Genomic DNA, 14831 nt, shown 5'->3' with positions numbered 1-14831 from the left:
GGACCGGGGTTGTGAGAGCGTGCGGCGCGGGTAGGCCGCCATGTCGCACTGGATGCCGCTGGCGTAGTCGTCAGGTGTTGTCACGAGTGTCTGGTCCGGCTGAACTTGTCGGTGTCCGGACCTAGTTATCGGTGGTGAGGTTGGCGTCCGGGGGGCAGGTTACGCGATCACCGAGCCAGTGGTCCGCCACTCGCCGAACGCGGAACTGACTTCGCGGGTGAACGTGCCGCGCTCGAAGTGTGCGCGGTAGGTCCGCGCGAATTCAGCCGCATCCTGCTCACTTCGCACGCCATACGACACACCTTGTGGCTGCGCGTGAAGAACTCCCAACGCGTAGCCGTATGCAAGCTGGTGAACAGCGTCGGCCTGCGTGTCGGCAGGTGCACTCAGCGTCTCTGACCCCAGGGTCTCCTCGACCCAGGCTGCCGGATTAGCGTGCCGTTGAACCTCCTCCCACAGACGGACCGCCCGGTCTTTCACCTCGATGATGTCGCCTGGCCGCATCCTCGCCGTAGTCGAGACCGACGCCACGGCGTCGCTGTCAAACCGGCCAGTGGCCGCGAACTCCGCGATCAGCCGTGCGAATTGGACGGTGTCGTTTGTCCACATGATAAGTCCTTCCAGGGGATAGGAGAGCCGAGCAAGGCTGTGCCGCGAGCCTGGGGGGTCCACGTCCGCGGCACAGCAGCTCCGGCGCTCACATTCGGTCAGCGGGCCGCACTGCTGCCGAGGGGCGGCCGCGGAGCAGCTGGCCAGCCAGCGGGTGGCTGGCCCGGCCGGTTGCGGTCAGATTCGGGAGCGCTTCAGTCGAAGCGGTGGTGCACCCTCACGGTCCCGTCGTTGGCGATCTGGTAGCCACTGGAGCGACACACAGAGCACATACCGAACAAGCGCTTCTCCGTGAGGCCGAACTGGGCCGCCCCGAGGTCGTTCGTCCGGTACAGGACCGTGCCGCGGTCGGTGAGCGCGACGTACTCCTCCCACACCCGCGTCGGGTACTTGCCGAAGCCGTCGCAGAGCCAGGGCATGGTCGATCCTTTCGTTGGTGCTGAGCACGAACCCGTGCGGCAGGCTCGGTCGGCCTGCCGCACCGGTGCGAGGTGCGATACTCGGCTCACCGATAGGCCCGAGCCGATGCGCCGCTAACTCGGCACCCAGCGCTCCAGGCGCTCGATGGTGGCGTTTCCCCGTTCCACGTGCGGCCGGCAGCAGTAACTTCCATCGGCGGCGACGACGCTGAACCGCGTGTTCGAGTCGAGATGCCAGGTGACCCAGATGCGGTCGCCGACGCGGATGTCCGTGTGGTCGGCGATCGTGCGGAGAGTCAGCTTCGCTGTGGTCATGAGACTCCTGGTGAGCGCGGCGGTGCGGACCGCTTGGCGTCAGGGGATGAGACGGAGCGGTCCGGCCCGGTGGGCAGGTCGTTGCGGGGTGCGACTGGACCGTCGTCAGCGGACCGCGTGCGGCGGGCGACGCTTGGCGGGCAGCCAGTCGTCGCTGGTGACCGGAAGTCGGATGTAGAACGGCCTTCCGGGGACGAGGTCTCCTTCGATCGTCAGCGCGTACGCGTCGGTGAAGGCGCGCAGAGCGGCCTCGTCGTAGAACGCGGTCCAGCTCATGGCGGCTGATGCGGGGCTGAAGACGAGGAACCGGTACGGCAGGCCGGGGCTCCTGCCCAGGGAGCGGTCGTTCACCTGCTGATCGGTCAGCATGTAGGCATGGACGTGCGCGTCCGGCCACAGCAGGACCTCTTCGCCTTGCAGGTCTCGCTGGATCTGCTGGCACTGATAGGGGAGCTCGTGCTCACCGCGGTACAGGGCACCAGGACCGACGATGTGGTCGAGGTGCAGCAGAGGACGTGATTTCACGGCGTGCTCCTACGTGATGGGGTGCCTCGACCAGGCGCCGCCGGAGGGGGTGTCGGCGGGCGCCTGGCCGAGGGTGAGCGGGCAGCAGTGCCTGGGGGTGGGCACGCGCCACGGCTCGGACAGAGGGCTTGCGGTGCGCTTGACCACGACGAGGTGGTAGCGCCCGGTGATCACCCGAGCTGCAGGCCGCAGTTCAGGCACAACATGACGACCGGCTCCGGCGCACCGAGGTCGGCGACCTCGGACTCGCTCATCTCCTGACCGGCCGCGTCGAACCAGGCCACACGGCGGTCCTGGCTCGGGCATTCCTCCGGACGAGGCACCGGCCACACCCTGCCGGGGACGCGGATCACCCGCTGGCCGAGCATGATCGGCTGCGCGTCCATCAGGCCCTCCGGCCCCCGGTGCCAGAGGCCTTGCTTCGGGTGTTCGCGCAGCACGGTGCCCGTCAGGTCCGGCCGCTGGAAGGGACGGCGACCGGTGAACCGAGCCGGTGCGGGCCTGCCGATGAACGTGGTGATCGCGAGCGTCCACGGCGTCGTGGACGGAGACACGGGCGGCTTCTCGAAGGTCGCAACCAGGACGGACGACATGTGGTTCCTCCAACACGGAAGTGGATGACGAGGACGGACACGCACGCGCAGGCCGGTGCCCCTCACCGAGCTGATGGGTGAGGGGCACCGGCCTGCGGTGGGTGTTAGAACGGGGTCTCGTCGGTGAAACCGCCGCCGCTCGCCGGCGGGGCCGAGCTCCACGGGTCGTCCGCGGGCGCACCGGCGCCGCCGCCGCTGGGCTGCTGGCCGCCGCCGAAGCCGTTGTTACCGGTGCCGCGGCTGAGCTTGTTGACCGTGGCGGTCGCGAAGCGCAGCGAGGGGCCGATCTCGTCGACCTGGAGCTCCACGACGGTGCGCTTCTCGCCCTCCGTCGTCTCGTAGGAACGCTGGCGCAGCCGTCCGGAGACGAGCACGCGTGCACCGCGGGTGAGGGACTCGGCCACGTTCTCGGCGACCTGCTGCCAGACGCTGCAGCGCATGAACAGCGCCTCGCCGTCCTTCCACTCGCCGGACTGGCGGTCGAAGGTGCGCGGGGTCGAGGCGACCGTGAAGTTCGCGACGGCCGCTCCGGACTGCGTGAACTTCAACTCGGGGTCGGCGGTCAGGTTGCCGATGATGGTGATCGTGGTCTCGCCGGCCATGGTGAGAACCTCTTTCGCAGATCGGTGTTCAGGTCACCGACGAGCCCCTGCTCGGTCTCCTTCCACTCGATGCAACGTCACCGAGTGGGTTCGGCCCGTGGGGCTGTCGATCTGCGGAGCGCTCATCAGGTTGCGGAGGGCCGGGTCAAGGCGTGTGGCCCTGTTGTTGGGCCGCGCGCCTTGAGGCGGACCGGGAGCGACCTGATTTGCTTCGAGCAGTTCGACAGCCCCGGCCCGGACCCGCTTGCCCCTCCTCCACCTCACCCGCCCTGGTTCCGGTCCTGCCCTTCGGTGTTCACGCGGGACGCCGGTAGGTGTCTCTCACTGTGTCCGCCCACGCCCGCGACGCCGCCACCCCTTCGATCTCGCACTGCGAGCAGAGCCCGGTTCCCCCGCACGCCGCGCAGTACGGCTCCTGTTCGCGGCGTGAGATCGACTTGCAGTTGTCGCCCGACCCCCGGCAGGACTGGCACGGAAGTGCGAGCTCGCAGCCGGGGCACACCGGGGTCGCGTTCGCGCGGGCCGCGATCAGCGTTCCGGGCAGCCAGGGCAGGTAGCGGTACTCCAGTTCGACGGCGCTGGCGGGCCGCCATGGTGCGCCGTGGTCGTGGATGATCATCGGTCCGTGGATGTGCACCCAGCCGTCCACGAGCTCGGTGCGGAAGTACGACGCGAACCCCGCATCGCGGCGAGCGAGTGGGTCGTCGCGCCACGCCTTCCAGCCGCTGCTGGCGTGAACTTGTTCGATCGCGGCGAGGACGTGGTCCACCTCGTCGAGCGGGATGGCGAAACCCACGTCAGCGGGGTACTCGCAGGGGTCGAATGCGTCCGCTGCCTCGCGGTTGCTCCACGCGGTGCTGCTCTCGGCGTCACCGAGCAGCCGCAGGCCTGCGGCTTCGGTGTGCCCGTCGGAGACGAGGTGGAACGACGCGAACTTCACGTCGATGCGCCACCCTCCCATCGCCGGGACCGGCACTGGCGCTTCGTGCAGATCCGGCTCCTGCGCAGGGGACTCCTGGCAGGAGGCGGGGGGTCCGTGGAAAAACAACAGGGCGAACATCGGCCCGAGGACGAGGGCGGCGAGCCCGAGCAACGCGAGGTCCGGCGCGTCCAGCTCGGCGAGGTCGTACGGCAGCGCGGTGAGCAGGGAGTGGTTGATCATGTCGGCTCCTCGGCGGTGCGCGGGCTGCGGGGGAGAGAGCGCGGCATGTCAGGCGTCGAGGATCAGCGCCGCGTCGGCCGCCAGCTCGTCGGCGAGGCGGCGAAGCACGCCAAGGCCGTCCGCGACCTTGAGGCTGGGGTTGGTGGTGATGCCCCACGCGAACGTCTTCGCGTGCCAGTTCGACGCCGGGTTGTCGATGATCGGCAGCCAGGCGCGTGCGGCCGGGCGCGTGGTGAGCAGGTCAGCGGCCGCCTGGGACTCGTTGCGATCGTGGGCGCGGTGGAACCGGACGCGGATGGTTCCCTCGCTGTGGCGGTAGAACCGGGTGAGGGTGTAGCGGCAGCGGTCCGGGTGGTCGGTGGTTTCGAGGTAGTGCGTGATTTCCGCGGGCTGCTCGGCCTGGTTCGGCGGGGTCGCAGACATCGGCGGTCTCCCTTGGTGCTGGCTCGTGGGCTGGACAGCGCGAAGGCCCCGCACGACCGGGTTGGTCCTGCGGGGCCTTCGGGATGGGGTCGGCGGGTGCTCAGGGGGATTGCGCGGACTGTCCGCGCAGGTGGTGGTGCACGATCAGCGCGAGAAGCGGCAGGGACGGCGGGTAGCGGTGCACCCCGTGCAGCCGGGGGTCGTCGTCTGCCGGGATCTCGCCGTTGACCGTGACCTGCCAGTGGTCGCCGCGCGGCCCGTGCGGCGCGTTCTCGATACGCGAGACGACCTCGACGACCTCGTTGTTCCGGCGGGCGAGCCGGGCGGTGACTTCGAAGCCGATGGGAAGAGCAGCAGGTCCGGCGTCGTGATCGTCTGGATGCCTGGTCGTCAGTTCGCTGTAGTGCGTCGACAGCGGGACGCCTCCGAGCAGCCGGTGCAGCTCGACCAGGAGGCCGCGGGCCCAGTTGTGGGCACCGCAGTCGGCTCCGTGGCCGCGGTGGCCGATGTTGGTCTCGACGGTGTCGGGCAACAGGTAGCTGCGGCAGGCGTCGTACGGCGTGATCCAGCGCGGCGCAGCGCGCCGGCTGGTGGATGTGAGCGACATGGGCGATCTCCAGCTCGTGCGGGCGAGGGAGGCCCAGGCGGAACTCGTCGTGAATCCGCGGACTCCGCCTGGGCCGGACGGCGAGGGCTCGTCGGCGTGGTTCGCCGACTACGCCGCGCGGTCAGTACGCGGGGGTGGTTCCGTGCGAGCGGCGCTGCGCGATGACCGGCACCTCCGCCAGCTCGAACCAGCCCTCGCGGGTGAGAGCGTGGAACCGCTCGGCGACGGACACGACGTCCCCGATCGACAGCGACCGGTTTCCGGCGGCCCGGTACTGCACCGCCCGCTGGTCGGGCTCACCGAACGCAGGGTCGTGACCGACGTTGAAGAGACGAAACGCCTCCTCGGCCAGCTCTTCGGCCAGCTCCTCGTCACTGACCGCGCTCGTCACCAGCACGGTGTAGGAGTAGACCTCCGTGACCGAGTCGTTGACCTCGAAACCGCAGAACGAGGCGGGCGCGCTGTTGTTGTGGAACACCCGGACCTGCACGTCCGACGGCGTGGTCGCGGACGCCGTCGGTTCCACGGTGATGCTCATTCACTTCTCCGTTCGCCTGAACCTCCGCTGCGCCGAGCTCACGAAGAACTCCCGCGCGGGCCCTGCCGTGGTGGCGGGGCGCGCTCGGACCGCGACGGGGGCCGGGCGGGAGTCAAACCGCGGTGCTGTTCCGCGGTTTGACACCCGGCCGTGCGGTCGGCGCACACTGCGGGCGCCCCACCACCACGGCAGGAACTGCGCCCGCCGCCGTTCCGTACCGCCAGCCCCAGCACCGGGCGGCTTCACTGGCCTGCACCTCGCGGAGTTGACCTCACCCGGCGGCGGTCAGCCCAGCAGGCCGAACTTGATGTCGAGCACGGTGACGTAGAGAGCCGCGAACACGATGAGAAACGTCGTCGACCAGCCGATGTGTCCGCCGGCCAGCGCCGCCATCACCATGAGCAGGTGCGTGATCGCTTCGGCGCAGACCAGGACGATGACGAGATCGCCCAGCCATTCGGTGAAGAACTTCGGAATCATGAAACCTGGCCCTTCAGTGCCGAGTCTCGCGCCGGTCGGGAATGGCGGGTGTCACCGGAAGATGTCGCCATAGCCAGCCGGGCGCGTTGAAGACGAGCGTCGGTTCCGGTGATCAGATGTCGCAATACGGGCAGATGCCGGCACCGACGTTGCAACGCGACGCGACGTGGGTTTCGCGATCCACATCCTCGGGCCGCCACTTCTCGGTGGCCTCGTAGTACTCGACGCTGTCGTTGTCGGTCATGAGAATCCCCTTTGAGAGACAGATAGGAATGGCGAGGCCCGGTCGACGTGGGCGATGTCGGCCGGGCCTGCGAGGTAGATGTGGGCGAGAAGGGCGGATGCGTTCAGTGCAGCCGCGGGTCGTCGCAGTCCTGCAGGTGATGGTGCTTCCAGAGCTGGGCGACATCGGGTCTGCCCTGGTCTTCCGCCCAGCCGATGAACAGGTTCAGCTCGAAGCAGGCGTAGCGCCACGCAAACTCGGCTGCCATCGCAGGGGCGTTGAGCATGTCGATGTAGAGCGCGGTCGGGTCGTAGAACAGCACGTCGGGTGCGAACAAGGCGGATGCCTCCTTTCGAGTCGGGACCCAGGTCCTGTCGGGGAGCTCAGTTCACGCGAAAGCCGGAGCGGGCCACGAGTGCAGGACCGGCTCACCGATGGGGTGTCAGGCCGCGCGGGTCTTGGTGGTCGCCGGCGTGGGCTTCGTAGCCGCAGCCCGTGTGGTCGCGGGTGCTGCTTCCTCGTCGTCGAGTTCGTCGAGGTCATCGACGACGGGCTGAACGCCGTGGCGGATGCGGTCACATACCGCGTCGATCAGCTTCGGGGCACCGGGCAGCAGCACGATGCCGCTGTAGACCAGGGCCAGCAGCACGACGAGGGCCAGAATCTCATTCCACATCGGACACTCACCTTCACGCAGAGGCGCTGCTCCGCCAGGTGGTGGAGCGCGACCTCGAAGGCACGGCCGGGCGTGTGGGGTCCAGCCGGAACGGCTTGGCCCCACACGGCTGGTCGGGCATGGTCGCGGCGCTTCACCACCTGGCGGAGCAGGACGTGCGCGACTTACTCACCGCTCAGTGACACACCCAGCGCAATGCGTGTCAGCCGCGGTGTTGTAGGTCCCACAGGCGCACTGGCTCATCAGGCCGGCGCGCACGGCGACGGCACGAATCCCGGCGGCTTCGTCCGGTGTGGCGTTCGCGATCAGCAGCGAGAGCGTGTGCGCGGGCTCGGGCTCAGCCCCGGACCTCGAACGCCAGGTCCTGCGGCGGACGTCCATGAGGCGATCCCCTTCGGCGGTGAAGCGCTCCATCTCGGCGACGTACCTCACGTGCACACCGCGGAGAGCCTGAGCCAGCCACTCCTGAGGCTGTTCGCGGGCCATGTCGAGCAGCGCGTCGAGGTCGCCTGCGACCTTCGCGTAGATCGCTGACCTGGTGCGACTGCGAACAACGAACATCGGGATCGGGGGGTATGGTGCCGGGGTGTCTTCTTGGGCCGCGGGCAGCACGCCCTCGTCGTTGTTGACCACGGTGGCCCTTCCTTCCTGAGGGAGATCATCTGGCGCCCGCTGTGTGAACGGGCTGTTCGGTGGCGGTGACGGACGTGGAGTCCCTGCGGTGCCCGGCTGCGCGGAGTGGCCGAGGCGGATACAGGTCCTCGACGTCGAGGTCGTAGAACTCCAGGCTCGCCTGCTCGACGGCCGTGAAGCACGCGCGGCACATGCCGCGGAACCGGCCGAGCTCGTCGCGGCCGACGTCCGCGCCGCATTCGCCGCAGCAGTTCGCGGCGATGAGCGCCTCGACGACGGCGGAAGCCGGTGGTGAGGAGGCCGGTGCCTGCCACAGGGCGCGGCGCACGCCGGCCGATCCGCGGTCCGCACGCGGGCGAGCCCTGCGATTCCAACCCGCGTGCCGGCGGCGTTGCGCGACGACCGTCCATCCGGCCGCGCGCAGGCTGGCGCCGGTCTCGCCGCTGTCGGGCTGGGTGTAGGTGATCAGCCGCGTGTACCCGAGCGCCTGCGCTGCCCGCCACGCGGTGCCGTACAAGGCGCTGCAGGCGTTGCGCGTGCCGTCGGTTGCGGTGCGGGTCACCTCCAGGGTCTGGCCGTCGTCGAGGTGGCGGGCCACCGGCCGCCCGACGATCACTACGCCGACCAGCGCCCCGGTCACCACGTGCACCACACCGGCGGAGAACTTGTGCCCAGCCGGAGCAGGGAGGTGCCGGTGGTGCTCGGCGACGAAGTCGCACGCCTGGGCGAAGGTCACCGGCACGATCACCAACAGGGAGGCGTTCGTGGCGCTCACCGCGGCGGCGTTGCCCGGTTGCTGGGGAGCCGTTCGACCACGATGCCGGCGGAGGGGGCGAGCGCCGCGTAGACATCGGGGGCGGCCCACCAGTCGCGCATCGTGGTCCAGGCCTCCCCGTTGTGTCGGCGGGATTCGACCGTCAGCGACGGCTGGACTTGTCCCGCGCGCAGGGTCGGCGTCCAGCGTGGACCGTTGAAGACGTTGGCGAAGGTCACGCCGTGCCCGGTGAGATCCAGGCGGATCACCGGTGTGCCGTCAGGGATCTCGTAGTAGGGGCGCGCCAGGAACTCCTCCAGGGAGATGCTGCTGACGATCTCCCAGGGGCCGCGCATCGAGCCGGTGAGCTGGTGCGCGGCCGCGGACACGTTGCCCGCCAGGCCCACCTGCACCAGCAGGAGGCGAGAGCGCTCGGGAGCGGGCGGTTGAGGTGGCAAGGTATACGGGCTGCAGTCTCCGGCATGGCCGGCCCCGAGTCTGCACTGGAACGGGATGGCGCGGCCACGGGCTTTGCCACAGTGTTTCGGACGGGACATCGAGCGACCTCCGTAGCACGAGTGGATTGGCGGCGTCCTCGACGATGTCGGCGTCGATCAGTGCGACCACCGGCGTCAGGACGTTCAAGATCGGTATGACGCGCCGTCACGGTTCGGTCGTGGTGCCGGTTGCGCGCCGTCGGAGAAAGGTGGGCGTGGGCGTTGCGTCGGCCGGGATGTGGCTGGTCATCCCGGCCGACTCGCATCCAGAGGGCAGCGGCCATGGTCGGTGATCCGCCCTGCTCGACAGACGTGAAGCAGGCGTGGCACATGCCGCGGAACCGGCCGAACTCGTCGCGGCCGACGTCGGAGCCGCATTCGCCGCCGCAGAGTGCGGCCGCGCCACCACCAGACATCGCGGTGAGGTCCTCACGCTCACCGCGGCGGCAGTATCAGCCGAAAAGCCAGGTGGACAGCGGCCAGCGCCCCGCGAGCCCGGCGGGCTCGGTGACGAAGGTCTTGCCGTTGACCGCTTGCACCGTCACCGTGCCGTCCTCATTGGAGGTCAGGATTTTCAGCACCTCGCGCTCGTACGGCGGGATGACCCCGACATAGCGGTACACCAAGGCACCCTCGAACAGCCGGTCGCCGGTGACCGGGTGGTCCTGCTCGTAGACGGTGACCAGCTCGGCCAGCCGGTCACGTGCCTCCAGGACTACCGGGCGGATGTCCTCGGGGACCTTGTTGCCCGCCAGCACGAACTCCAGGCCCAGCAGAGCGTGCAGCGGACGAGCGCCGGCGCGGGCGAAAGGATCGAGGGTTCCGGCGGCGCGGGCGAGCGCCTCCTGCTCGGTCCGTCCCATGAGCGTGACGATCGGCTTGGAGAACGCCTTGAGCAGCACGAACAACCGCTTGTCCTCGGCTGCGCGCACGCTGACCACCATGCGGCGCCATCGGATGTGGATCTCGCGGTTGGCGTCGATCACCGCGAGGAACCGGGTGTGGGCCCCGTCGTCGTGCGCAGGGTCGTCGTAGGACATGAGCACGGTGCCGATGAACCGCTGGCCTCGCGGGTTGAAGTCGGGCGTGCTGGTGGACAGCACGACGCGCTGGCCGATCAGTTCGTCGTCCGGATCCGGCACGGCGGTGGGGGAGAGCTCGACCGTCGCGAGCTTCGTTGCCGTGAACACGTTCACCGACTCGTCGTTGGAAACCGAGAGCAGGCCCATCACCGGGCCGTTGTCGAAGTCCGGTTCCTCCTCGTCGAAGCCGGGGCGAACCGCCGCGGCGCAGGGATGGTCGTCGTCGTGGACGTGCCGCTTGATCGCGTCGAGCAGGATCTGCGGCGTGGCGCACGAGGCGATGAACGGTTCGGCGAGCAAGGTGTCGCCGGCCGTCCAGTCGTTGGCGAACTCGACGCGGTACACCGTGAGGACCTGGGTCCGTGAGGGGTGTGAGTTCGTGGTCCCGGTGGACGGAGTGCGGGTCATCTGGTCATGCCTCTCTTCGGCCGCCGGTGAGCGGGCCCGGCGGAGCGGTCAGTTCACGCGGAAGCCGCCAAATCGGGCGGCCAGGCGCAGCAAGGGCGGGACGTCGTCACCGAACGCGCTCTACGCGGTGAGCAGGTCGAACGCGGTCTGCTTGCGTGCGTTCACGATCTTGCTGGTCAGCACCCGCGTCGCACGGACATCGAGGTTCTTCGCCCTCGCGTAGTGGTCCTCGAACTCGGCGACCGTCTGGAACGCCGCGTAGCGGTTGCCCTGGATGTGCTCCTGCGTCTTCGCCGTCCACAGCCGGTTGAGTTCCTGGACGCGGCGCTCGGCGATGCCCGTGGTGCGCGGGGACGCGTCGTCCTCGACCGGCCAGACGTGCCGGATCAGGTCGTTGAACTCGCTGCGGGTCATCTCCGCGCGGATCATCTTCTCGGCCTCGGCCTCGAACGCGTGGCTGAAGGCGTAGAGCAGGCCAAGCTTCTTGCGGATCTCCTCGACGTTGATCGCCGACTTGCTGGTGTGCCGGATGGACACCATCGAGACCTGGTCCTTGATGGCCACGTCGAGCTGGTTTGCGCAGAACGGCCTGAACGGCACGATCATCACCCGGAACGCCGTGCTGCCGTCGTGGGAGTTGAACACGACGAGGTGCAGCTGCAGGGCGTCGACGCCGTCGACATGCATCACACCCGGCAGCTCGATCGTGACGAACGTCTGCTTGCCGTTCTTGATCGCCCCCGCGTACCCGATGCCCTTGGCGCCGGACTCCGCGACCAGGGCGTCGATCAGGTCCGCGCCGGCCTCGTTCTGGTGCACGCCGTAGCTCGTGCCGACGGTCGAGAGGTAGCGCGGCCTGCCGGTCCACGGGTCGGTGTAGACCAGCATCACGCTCTCGGGGTTGTCGATCTGCGTGACTCCGTCGGTGCCCAGCTCGGTGCCGGTCATCGAGACCTTCCGGATGTTCCAGTTCGCCAGGCCTGCGGCGACCAGTGCGTCCTGCGCGCTGCCGGAACCCGAGACGGAGGTTCCCAGCTGCGCCCACGCGCTGAGTCGGGCCGGGTAGGCGGCGGTGAGCGGAGCGTCGGAGCCGATCGTCAGGGCAGGGACGAGGGACGTGGTCATGCTTTCCTCCACGGGATTGTCTGCTGGTTCCGCACCGGCGGGGTCCTTAACGGACTGTCGCTGTGGGATCTCCGGGCTTGGTGGGCGCGCTTGTTCCACACGGGCGCAGGGGAAAGGCGCAAGCCGCTTTTTGGCTTGCGCCGGCCCTGCGTTCGTGTGGACTGCGGCCGCCCCACCAAGCACCGGGGACTCCCGAGTGCTCGATCTCGGCGAGCGCGAGCCGGTCGCTCGACGGCGACCTGACCGGTCACCGGCGGCTCGGCCGGTGACTACGCTGTTGTGCTGGTCAGCGCGTCGTGCGGACCTGGTCGTGGTTGACCTCGACGGTGGTCTCGAAGACCTCGTCCCCCTCCACCACGGCGCACGCGGCCAGCGCCCGCGTGCTGAACGGCACGGTCTCCAGTGCCGTGGCCCGGTCCGGGCCGACGAAGTACAGGCGGACCTGCACCGGCTCGGGCGGCGGCGAGCTGAGGGCGTGCTCCCGCCGCGTCGTCAGCCGCCACGCGTTGACGTCCTGGCCCTCGCTGTCGGCCAGCTCGTAGCGGAGGAACCCCTCGATCAGGTGGGCGTTGCGGTCGAGGTACTCGCTCACGCTGAACCCGCTGCCCACCAGCAGGCGGGCGAGGTCCTCCACCGCCAGAGGGATCGCCGTCTTGACCCGCCAGCTCACCTTCTCGGTCACCTCGACCAACATCGGCACGGGCACGTCGTCAGCGCCGTCGCGCGCCGTCGCGGTGACCTGCAGCCGCGCGAACAGGTTGCAGTTCTCCTGCGCCAGCGACGGCTGAGGCGAGCGGTCGACCACGTCCGGCAGCGCACTCGGGTCGCCGTCGTGGTCGAGCAGGTGACCGGTGTAGAGGTGCAGAGTGGCCGGGCCGATCTTGTGCATCGCCGCGTCGTCGCGGTGGCGCCACAGGTAGGCCACGAGCTCGCAGACCTGCCACGGGGACAGCGCCGCGAAGCGGGCGGCGTGCTGCGGGTCGGTGTGGCGGCTGGTGAACAACGTGATCACCCAGCGCGCGGTCCTCTGGAGCGGGCGGCCGTTCAGCTGCGGGAACGCGTCCTGGGTGAAGTCGGAGTGGGCCAGCGCGGCGAGGGTCACGTGGGAGGCGAGTCCGCGGTAGGTCACGCCGTACTGGTCGGTGAACCAGTACTCCCGGCCCGTGTCCTTGGTGATACCGAGAGCGGCGGCGCACGTCTCGGCGGTGACGAGGTCGTCCTGGGCGGTGGTGTCGGTGTGGGACAGCACGGTGGAACTCCTTCTTCTCGGCACGACGAGGTGGCCTGCCGGCGCACAACCGGGAGGCCACCTCGTTGATTGCGGTGGTGTGACCTGGGAATCGGGGAGGTCAGCTGCTCGTGCAGCGCTTGGTGCTCCTGGTCAGAACCCCAGGAACGACAGTTGTTCTGCGGCTGCGGCCACGGCGGCGGCGGACGGGCGTGGTGCTGCGGCGGCGCGGGGTGCTGGGACGGCGCGGTCGGCGAAATCCACCGTGACGACCTCGACCAGGACGTTCACGTCGTGCCAGCTGCCGCGGTAGTGATCGGTGTCGATGCCGCAGTTGTGGTCCAGTTCGATGCCGGTGGCGGCCACGAACTTGTCGTACTCGTCATCGCCGGTGCCGGGCACGAACTTGCCGGCGGGGCCGGAGAACTGGAACGAGGCGGAGCGCTGGGGGATGAGAAACACTCCGTGGCGGGCGATCATCGAGGCCAAGCCGATCGTGTGGTATTCGAATCGGCGACCTCGGTAGCCGAGGGTCGCTTGGATCAGGCGGTCGATCGCGCCGTAGGGCGGGTTCGAGATGGCGGTGTCGAAGGTGCCCAGGTCGTCGAGCATGTCCGGGATCGTCATGATGTCCGCGCAGATCCAGCGGGCCTCGGGCACGACGCGTCGGCCGACTCGCACGAACTCCTCGTTGCGTTCGACGCAGACGAGTTCGCGTGAGTCGCACGGCCAGGTGTTGGTGTTGTGGTAGGCGAGGCGGCCGATCCCTGCTGCCAGGTCTACGACCCGGTTGCCGATGACTTCGGTGGACATGTCGATCGCCAGGCCTCGCGGAGTGAAGTGCGCTCTGTCGGATCGGCTGCGGCCGGTCGTCGACGCGCGGTAGTAGTCCAGGACGAACTCGCGTTCCTCCTGCTGCAGGTCGCGGCTGAGATTGACCAGCTGGCACGCCTGCCTGTGTCGGCGTTCCTGTTCGTGGGTGAGTGCGGGCATCAACAGCCCCCTTGGGTCGCTCGGGTCCCCGCTGTGGGTGGCGGGGCGCACTCGCCGGGCGACGGCGGCGGGGGAAGGGGCAAGCCGTTCTTGCTTGCCCCGGCCCGCCGCCGGCGCAGAGTGCGGTGCACCGCCACCCACAGCGGGAGGCCGGTGCGCTCTCCGCGCTCTTCAATCAGGCGGTGTGGTCCCGCCTGTGGGGTTGAGCAGGGCGTACGCCAGCTCCGGGATGAGCCGGCACACCACGGCGACCGGGTCGTTGAGCCAGTCGGATTCCGGGATGGTGATCACCGGCTGCTCGTGCTCTATGCCGGTGAGGGAGTCCGGTGCTACCCGGTAGCCGAGGCGATCGAGCTGCTGGCGCAGGTGCTCGGCGAAGTCCGCGGGGTCACCGGCGGCCGCGGGTTCGGTCTGCGTGCGGACTCCGCCGCCGGCAGGTTCGGTCTGCGAGAACTCCCAGCGGCGGGCCGCGCGGTACTGCACGACATCGTCGAACTGGTCCGACGGCCGGTGCGGCCGCTTCACGTTCAGTCCTGGAACGCCGAGCTTCGGACGGCGCCCGCGCCGCGCCCAGCCAGCCTCGGTGCGGATGTCGTGCAGCGCGAGCTGGAGTTCGCCGGCCTGCAGGATCAGGGCGATCTGGTTGTGCAGGCTCAGGTTCTGCACGCTGGGCGCCGCTGCCAGCAGCAGCTCGGTGATCGGATTGTCGGGTTGCGCTTGAGCCAGCGCCGTCAGCGTGTCCCAGGTTCGGCGAGCGCGCGTGGCCGACCGCTGGCGGGTGGGTGCGAGGAGAGTGCCTGCTGCGGGCATGCGGGTGCTCCGTTGCTCGGGTACGACGAACCGCGGCGGGCCCGATCGGGCAGCGCGTGCTCGGCGTAGTCCATGACCCGCACGTCGTACCCGATGGACGCGAGCGCGTCGACGAACGCGGCGATCGGG

At 69.3% G+C, this 14831-nt stretch carries 23 protein-coding genes; all 23 read right to left on the bottom strand.

Annotated elements, in window-relative coordinates:
* Nucleotides 1-159: 159 nt before the first annotated feature.
* A complete protein-coding gene (locus AB0A63_RS13865) occupies nt 160-609 on the bottom strand; it encodes a hypothetical protein (protein WP_360389945.1) in 450 nt (149 codons plus the stop codon).
* A gap of 194 nt (nt 610-803) precedes the next feature.
* Nucleotides 804-1028: a hypothetical protein gene (locus AB0A63_RS13860; protein WP_360389942.1), complete on the bottom strand. Its 225-nt coding sequence runs from the start codon at nt 1026-1028 to the stop codon at nt 804-806.
* 114 nt (nt 1029-1142) lie between these two features.
* Nucleotides 1143-1343 (bottom strand): hypothetical protein, encoded by a 201-nt coding sequence (locus AB0A63_RS13855; RefSeq protein WP_360389939.1) that lies wholly within the window; start codon nt 1341-1343, stop codon nt 1143-1145.
* A gap of 105 nt (nt 1344-1448) precedes the next feature.
* The gene (locus AB0A63_RS13850) at nt 1449-1868 is read right to left on the bottom strand and encodes a hypothetical protein (RefSeq protein WP_360389936.1); all 420 of its coding nucleotides are present in this window, start codon (nt 1866-1868) and stop codon (nt 1449-1451) included.
* A gap of 170 nt (nt 1869-2038) precedes the next feature.
* Nucleotides 2039-2422, bottom strand: a complete 384-nt coding sequence (locus AB0A63_RS13845; protein WP_360389933.1) for a hypothetical protein — start codon at nt 2420-2422, stop codon at nt 2039-2041.
* A gap of 143 nt (nt 2423-2565) precedes the next feature.
* Nucleotides 2566-3063: a single-stranded DNA-binding protein gene (locus tag AB0A63_RS13840; protein WP_360389930.1), complete on the bottom strand. Its 498-nt coding sequence runs from the start codon at nt 3061-3063 to the stop codon at nt 2566-2568.
* Between the two features lie 295 nt (nt 3064-3358).
* A complete protein-coding gene (locus tag AB0A63_RS13835; protein ID WP_360389927.1) occupies nt 3359-4225 on the bottom strand; it encodes a hypothetical protein in 867 nt (288 codons plus the stop codon).
* A 48-nt stretch (nt 4226-4273) separates the two neighbouring features.
* On the bottom strand, nt 4274-4648 hold the full coding sequence (locus tag AB0A63_RS13830) for a hypothetical protein (RefSeq protein WP_360389925.1): 375 nt from the start codon (nt 4646-4648) through the stop codon (nt 4274-4276).
* A gap of 100 nt (nt 4649-4748) precedes the next feature.
* Entirely contained in the window at nt 4749-5255 is a 507-nt protein-coding gene (locus tag AB0A63_RS13825) for a hypothetical protein (protein ID WP_360389922.1), read from the bottom strand.
* Nucleotides 5256-5376: 121 nt separating this feature from the next.
* Complete coding sequence (locus AB0A63_RS13820; RefSeq protein ID WP_360389919.1) at nt 5377-5793, bottom strand: hypothetical protein; 417 nt, start codon at nt 5791-5793, stop codon at nt 5377-5379.
* A 285-nt stretch (nt 5794-6078) separates the two neighbouring features.
* Complete coding sequence (locus AB0A63_RS13815; protein ID WP_360389916.1) at nt 6079-6273, bottom strand: hypothetical protein; 195 nt, start codon at nt 6271-6273, stop codon at nt 6079-6081.
* A 112-nt stretch (nt 6274-6385) separates the two neighbouring features.
* Nucleotides 6386-6517, bottom strand: a complete 132-nt coding sequence (locus AB0A63_RS13810) for a hypothetical protein (protein ID WP_360389913.1) — start codon at nt 6515-6517, stop codon at nt 6386-6388.
* A 103-nt stretch (nt 6518-6620) separates the two neighbouring features.
* Nucleotides 6621-6833, bottom strand: coding sequence for a hypothetical protein (locus tag AB0A63_RS13805; RefSeq protein WP_360389911.1), 213 nt, complete (start codon nt 6831-6833; stop codon nt 6621-6623).
* Between the two features lie 105 nt (nt 6834-6938).
* The gene (locus tag AB0A63_RS13800) at nt 6939-7172 is read right to left on the bottom strand and encodes a hypothetical protein (protein WP_360389908.1); all 234 of its coding nucleotides are present in this window, start codon (nt 7170-7172) and stop codon (nt 6939-6941) included.
* A 168-nt stretch (nt 7173-7340) separates the two neighbouring features.
* Nucleotides 7341-7805 (bottom strand): hypothetical protein, encoded by a 465-nt coding sequence (locus AB0A63_RS13795; protein ID WP_360389905.1) that lies wholly within the window; start codon nt 7803-7805, stop codon nt 7341-7343.
* A 25-nt stretch (nt 7806-7830) separates the two neighbouring features.
* Nucleotides 7831-8580 (bottom strand): XF1762 family protein, encoded by a 750-nt coding sequence (locus tag AB0A63_RS13790; RefSeq protein WP_360389902.1) that lies wholly within the window; start codon nt 8578-8580, stop codon nt 7831-7833.
* Nucleotides 8577-8972: a hypothetical protein gene (locus tag AB0A63_RS13785; protein WP_360389899.1), complete on the bottom strand. Its 396-nt coding sequence runs from the start codon at nt 8970-8972 to the stop codon at nt 8577-8579. Before AB0A63_RS13785 ends, AB0A63_RS13790 begins: the two co-directional genes overlap by 4 nt.
* A 536-nt stretch (nt 8973-9508) precedes the next feature.
* On the bottom strand, nt 9509-10483 hold the full coding sequence (locus AB0A63_RS13780) for a hypothetical protein (protein WP_360389897.1): 975 nt from the start codon (nt 10481-10483) through the stop codon (nt 9509-9511).
* Nucleotides 10484-10666: 183 nt separating this feature from the next.
* Nucleotides 10667-11671: a DUF932 domain-containing protein gene (locus tag AB0A63_RS13775; protein ID WP_360389894.1), complete on the bottom strand. Its 1005-nt coding sequence runs from the start codon at nt 11669-11671 to the stop codon at nt 10667-10669.
* A 286-nt stretch (nt 11672-11957) separates the two neighbouring features.
* A complete protein-coding gene (locus AB0A63_RS13770; RefSeq protein ID WP_360389892.1) occupies nt 11958-12920 on the bottom strand; it encodes a hypothetical protein in 963 nt (320 codons plus the stop codon).
* 132 nt (nt 12921-13052) lie between these two features.
* Nucleotides 13053-13943, bottom strand: coding sequence for a hypothetical protein (locus tag AB0A63_RS13765; RefSeq protein WP_360389889.1), 891 nt, complete (start codon nt 13941-13943; stop codon nt 13053-13055).
* A gap of 120 nt (nt 13944-14063) precedes the next feature.
* Complete coding sequence (locus AB0A63_RS13760) at nt 14064-14558, bottom strand: hypothetical protein (RefSeq protein ID WP_360389886.1); 495 nt, start codon at nt 14556-14558, stop codon at nt 14064-14066.
* A 65-nt stretch (nt 14559-14623) separates the two neighbouring features.
* The coding region (locus AB0A63_RS13755) for a hypothetical protein (protein WP_360389883.1) at nt 14624-14831 on the bottom strand (208 nt) is incomplete at its 5' end.

Origin of the sequence: Lentzea sp. NPDC042327 (assembly GCF_040647275.1) — a bacterium.
Lineage (GTDB): Bacteria > Actinomycetota > Actinomycetes > Mycobacteriales > Pseudonocardiaceae > Lentzea.
The sequence above is the reverse complement of the archived record's forward strand: the minus strand, read 5'-3'. Positions and strand labels throughout refer to the sequence as shown.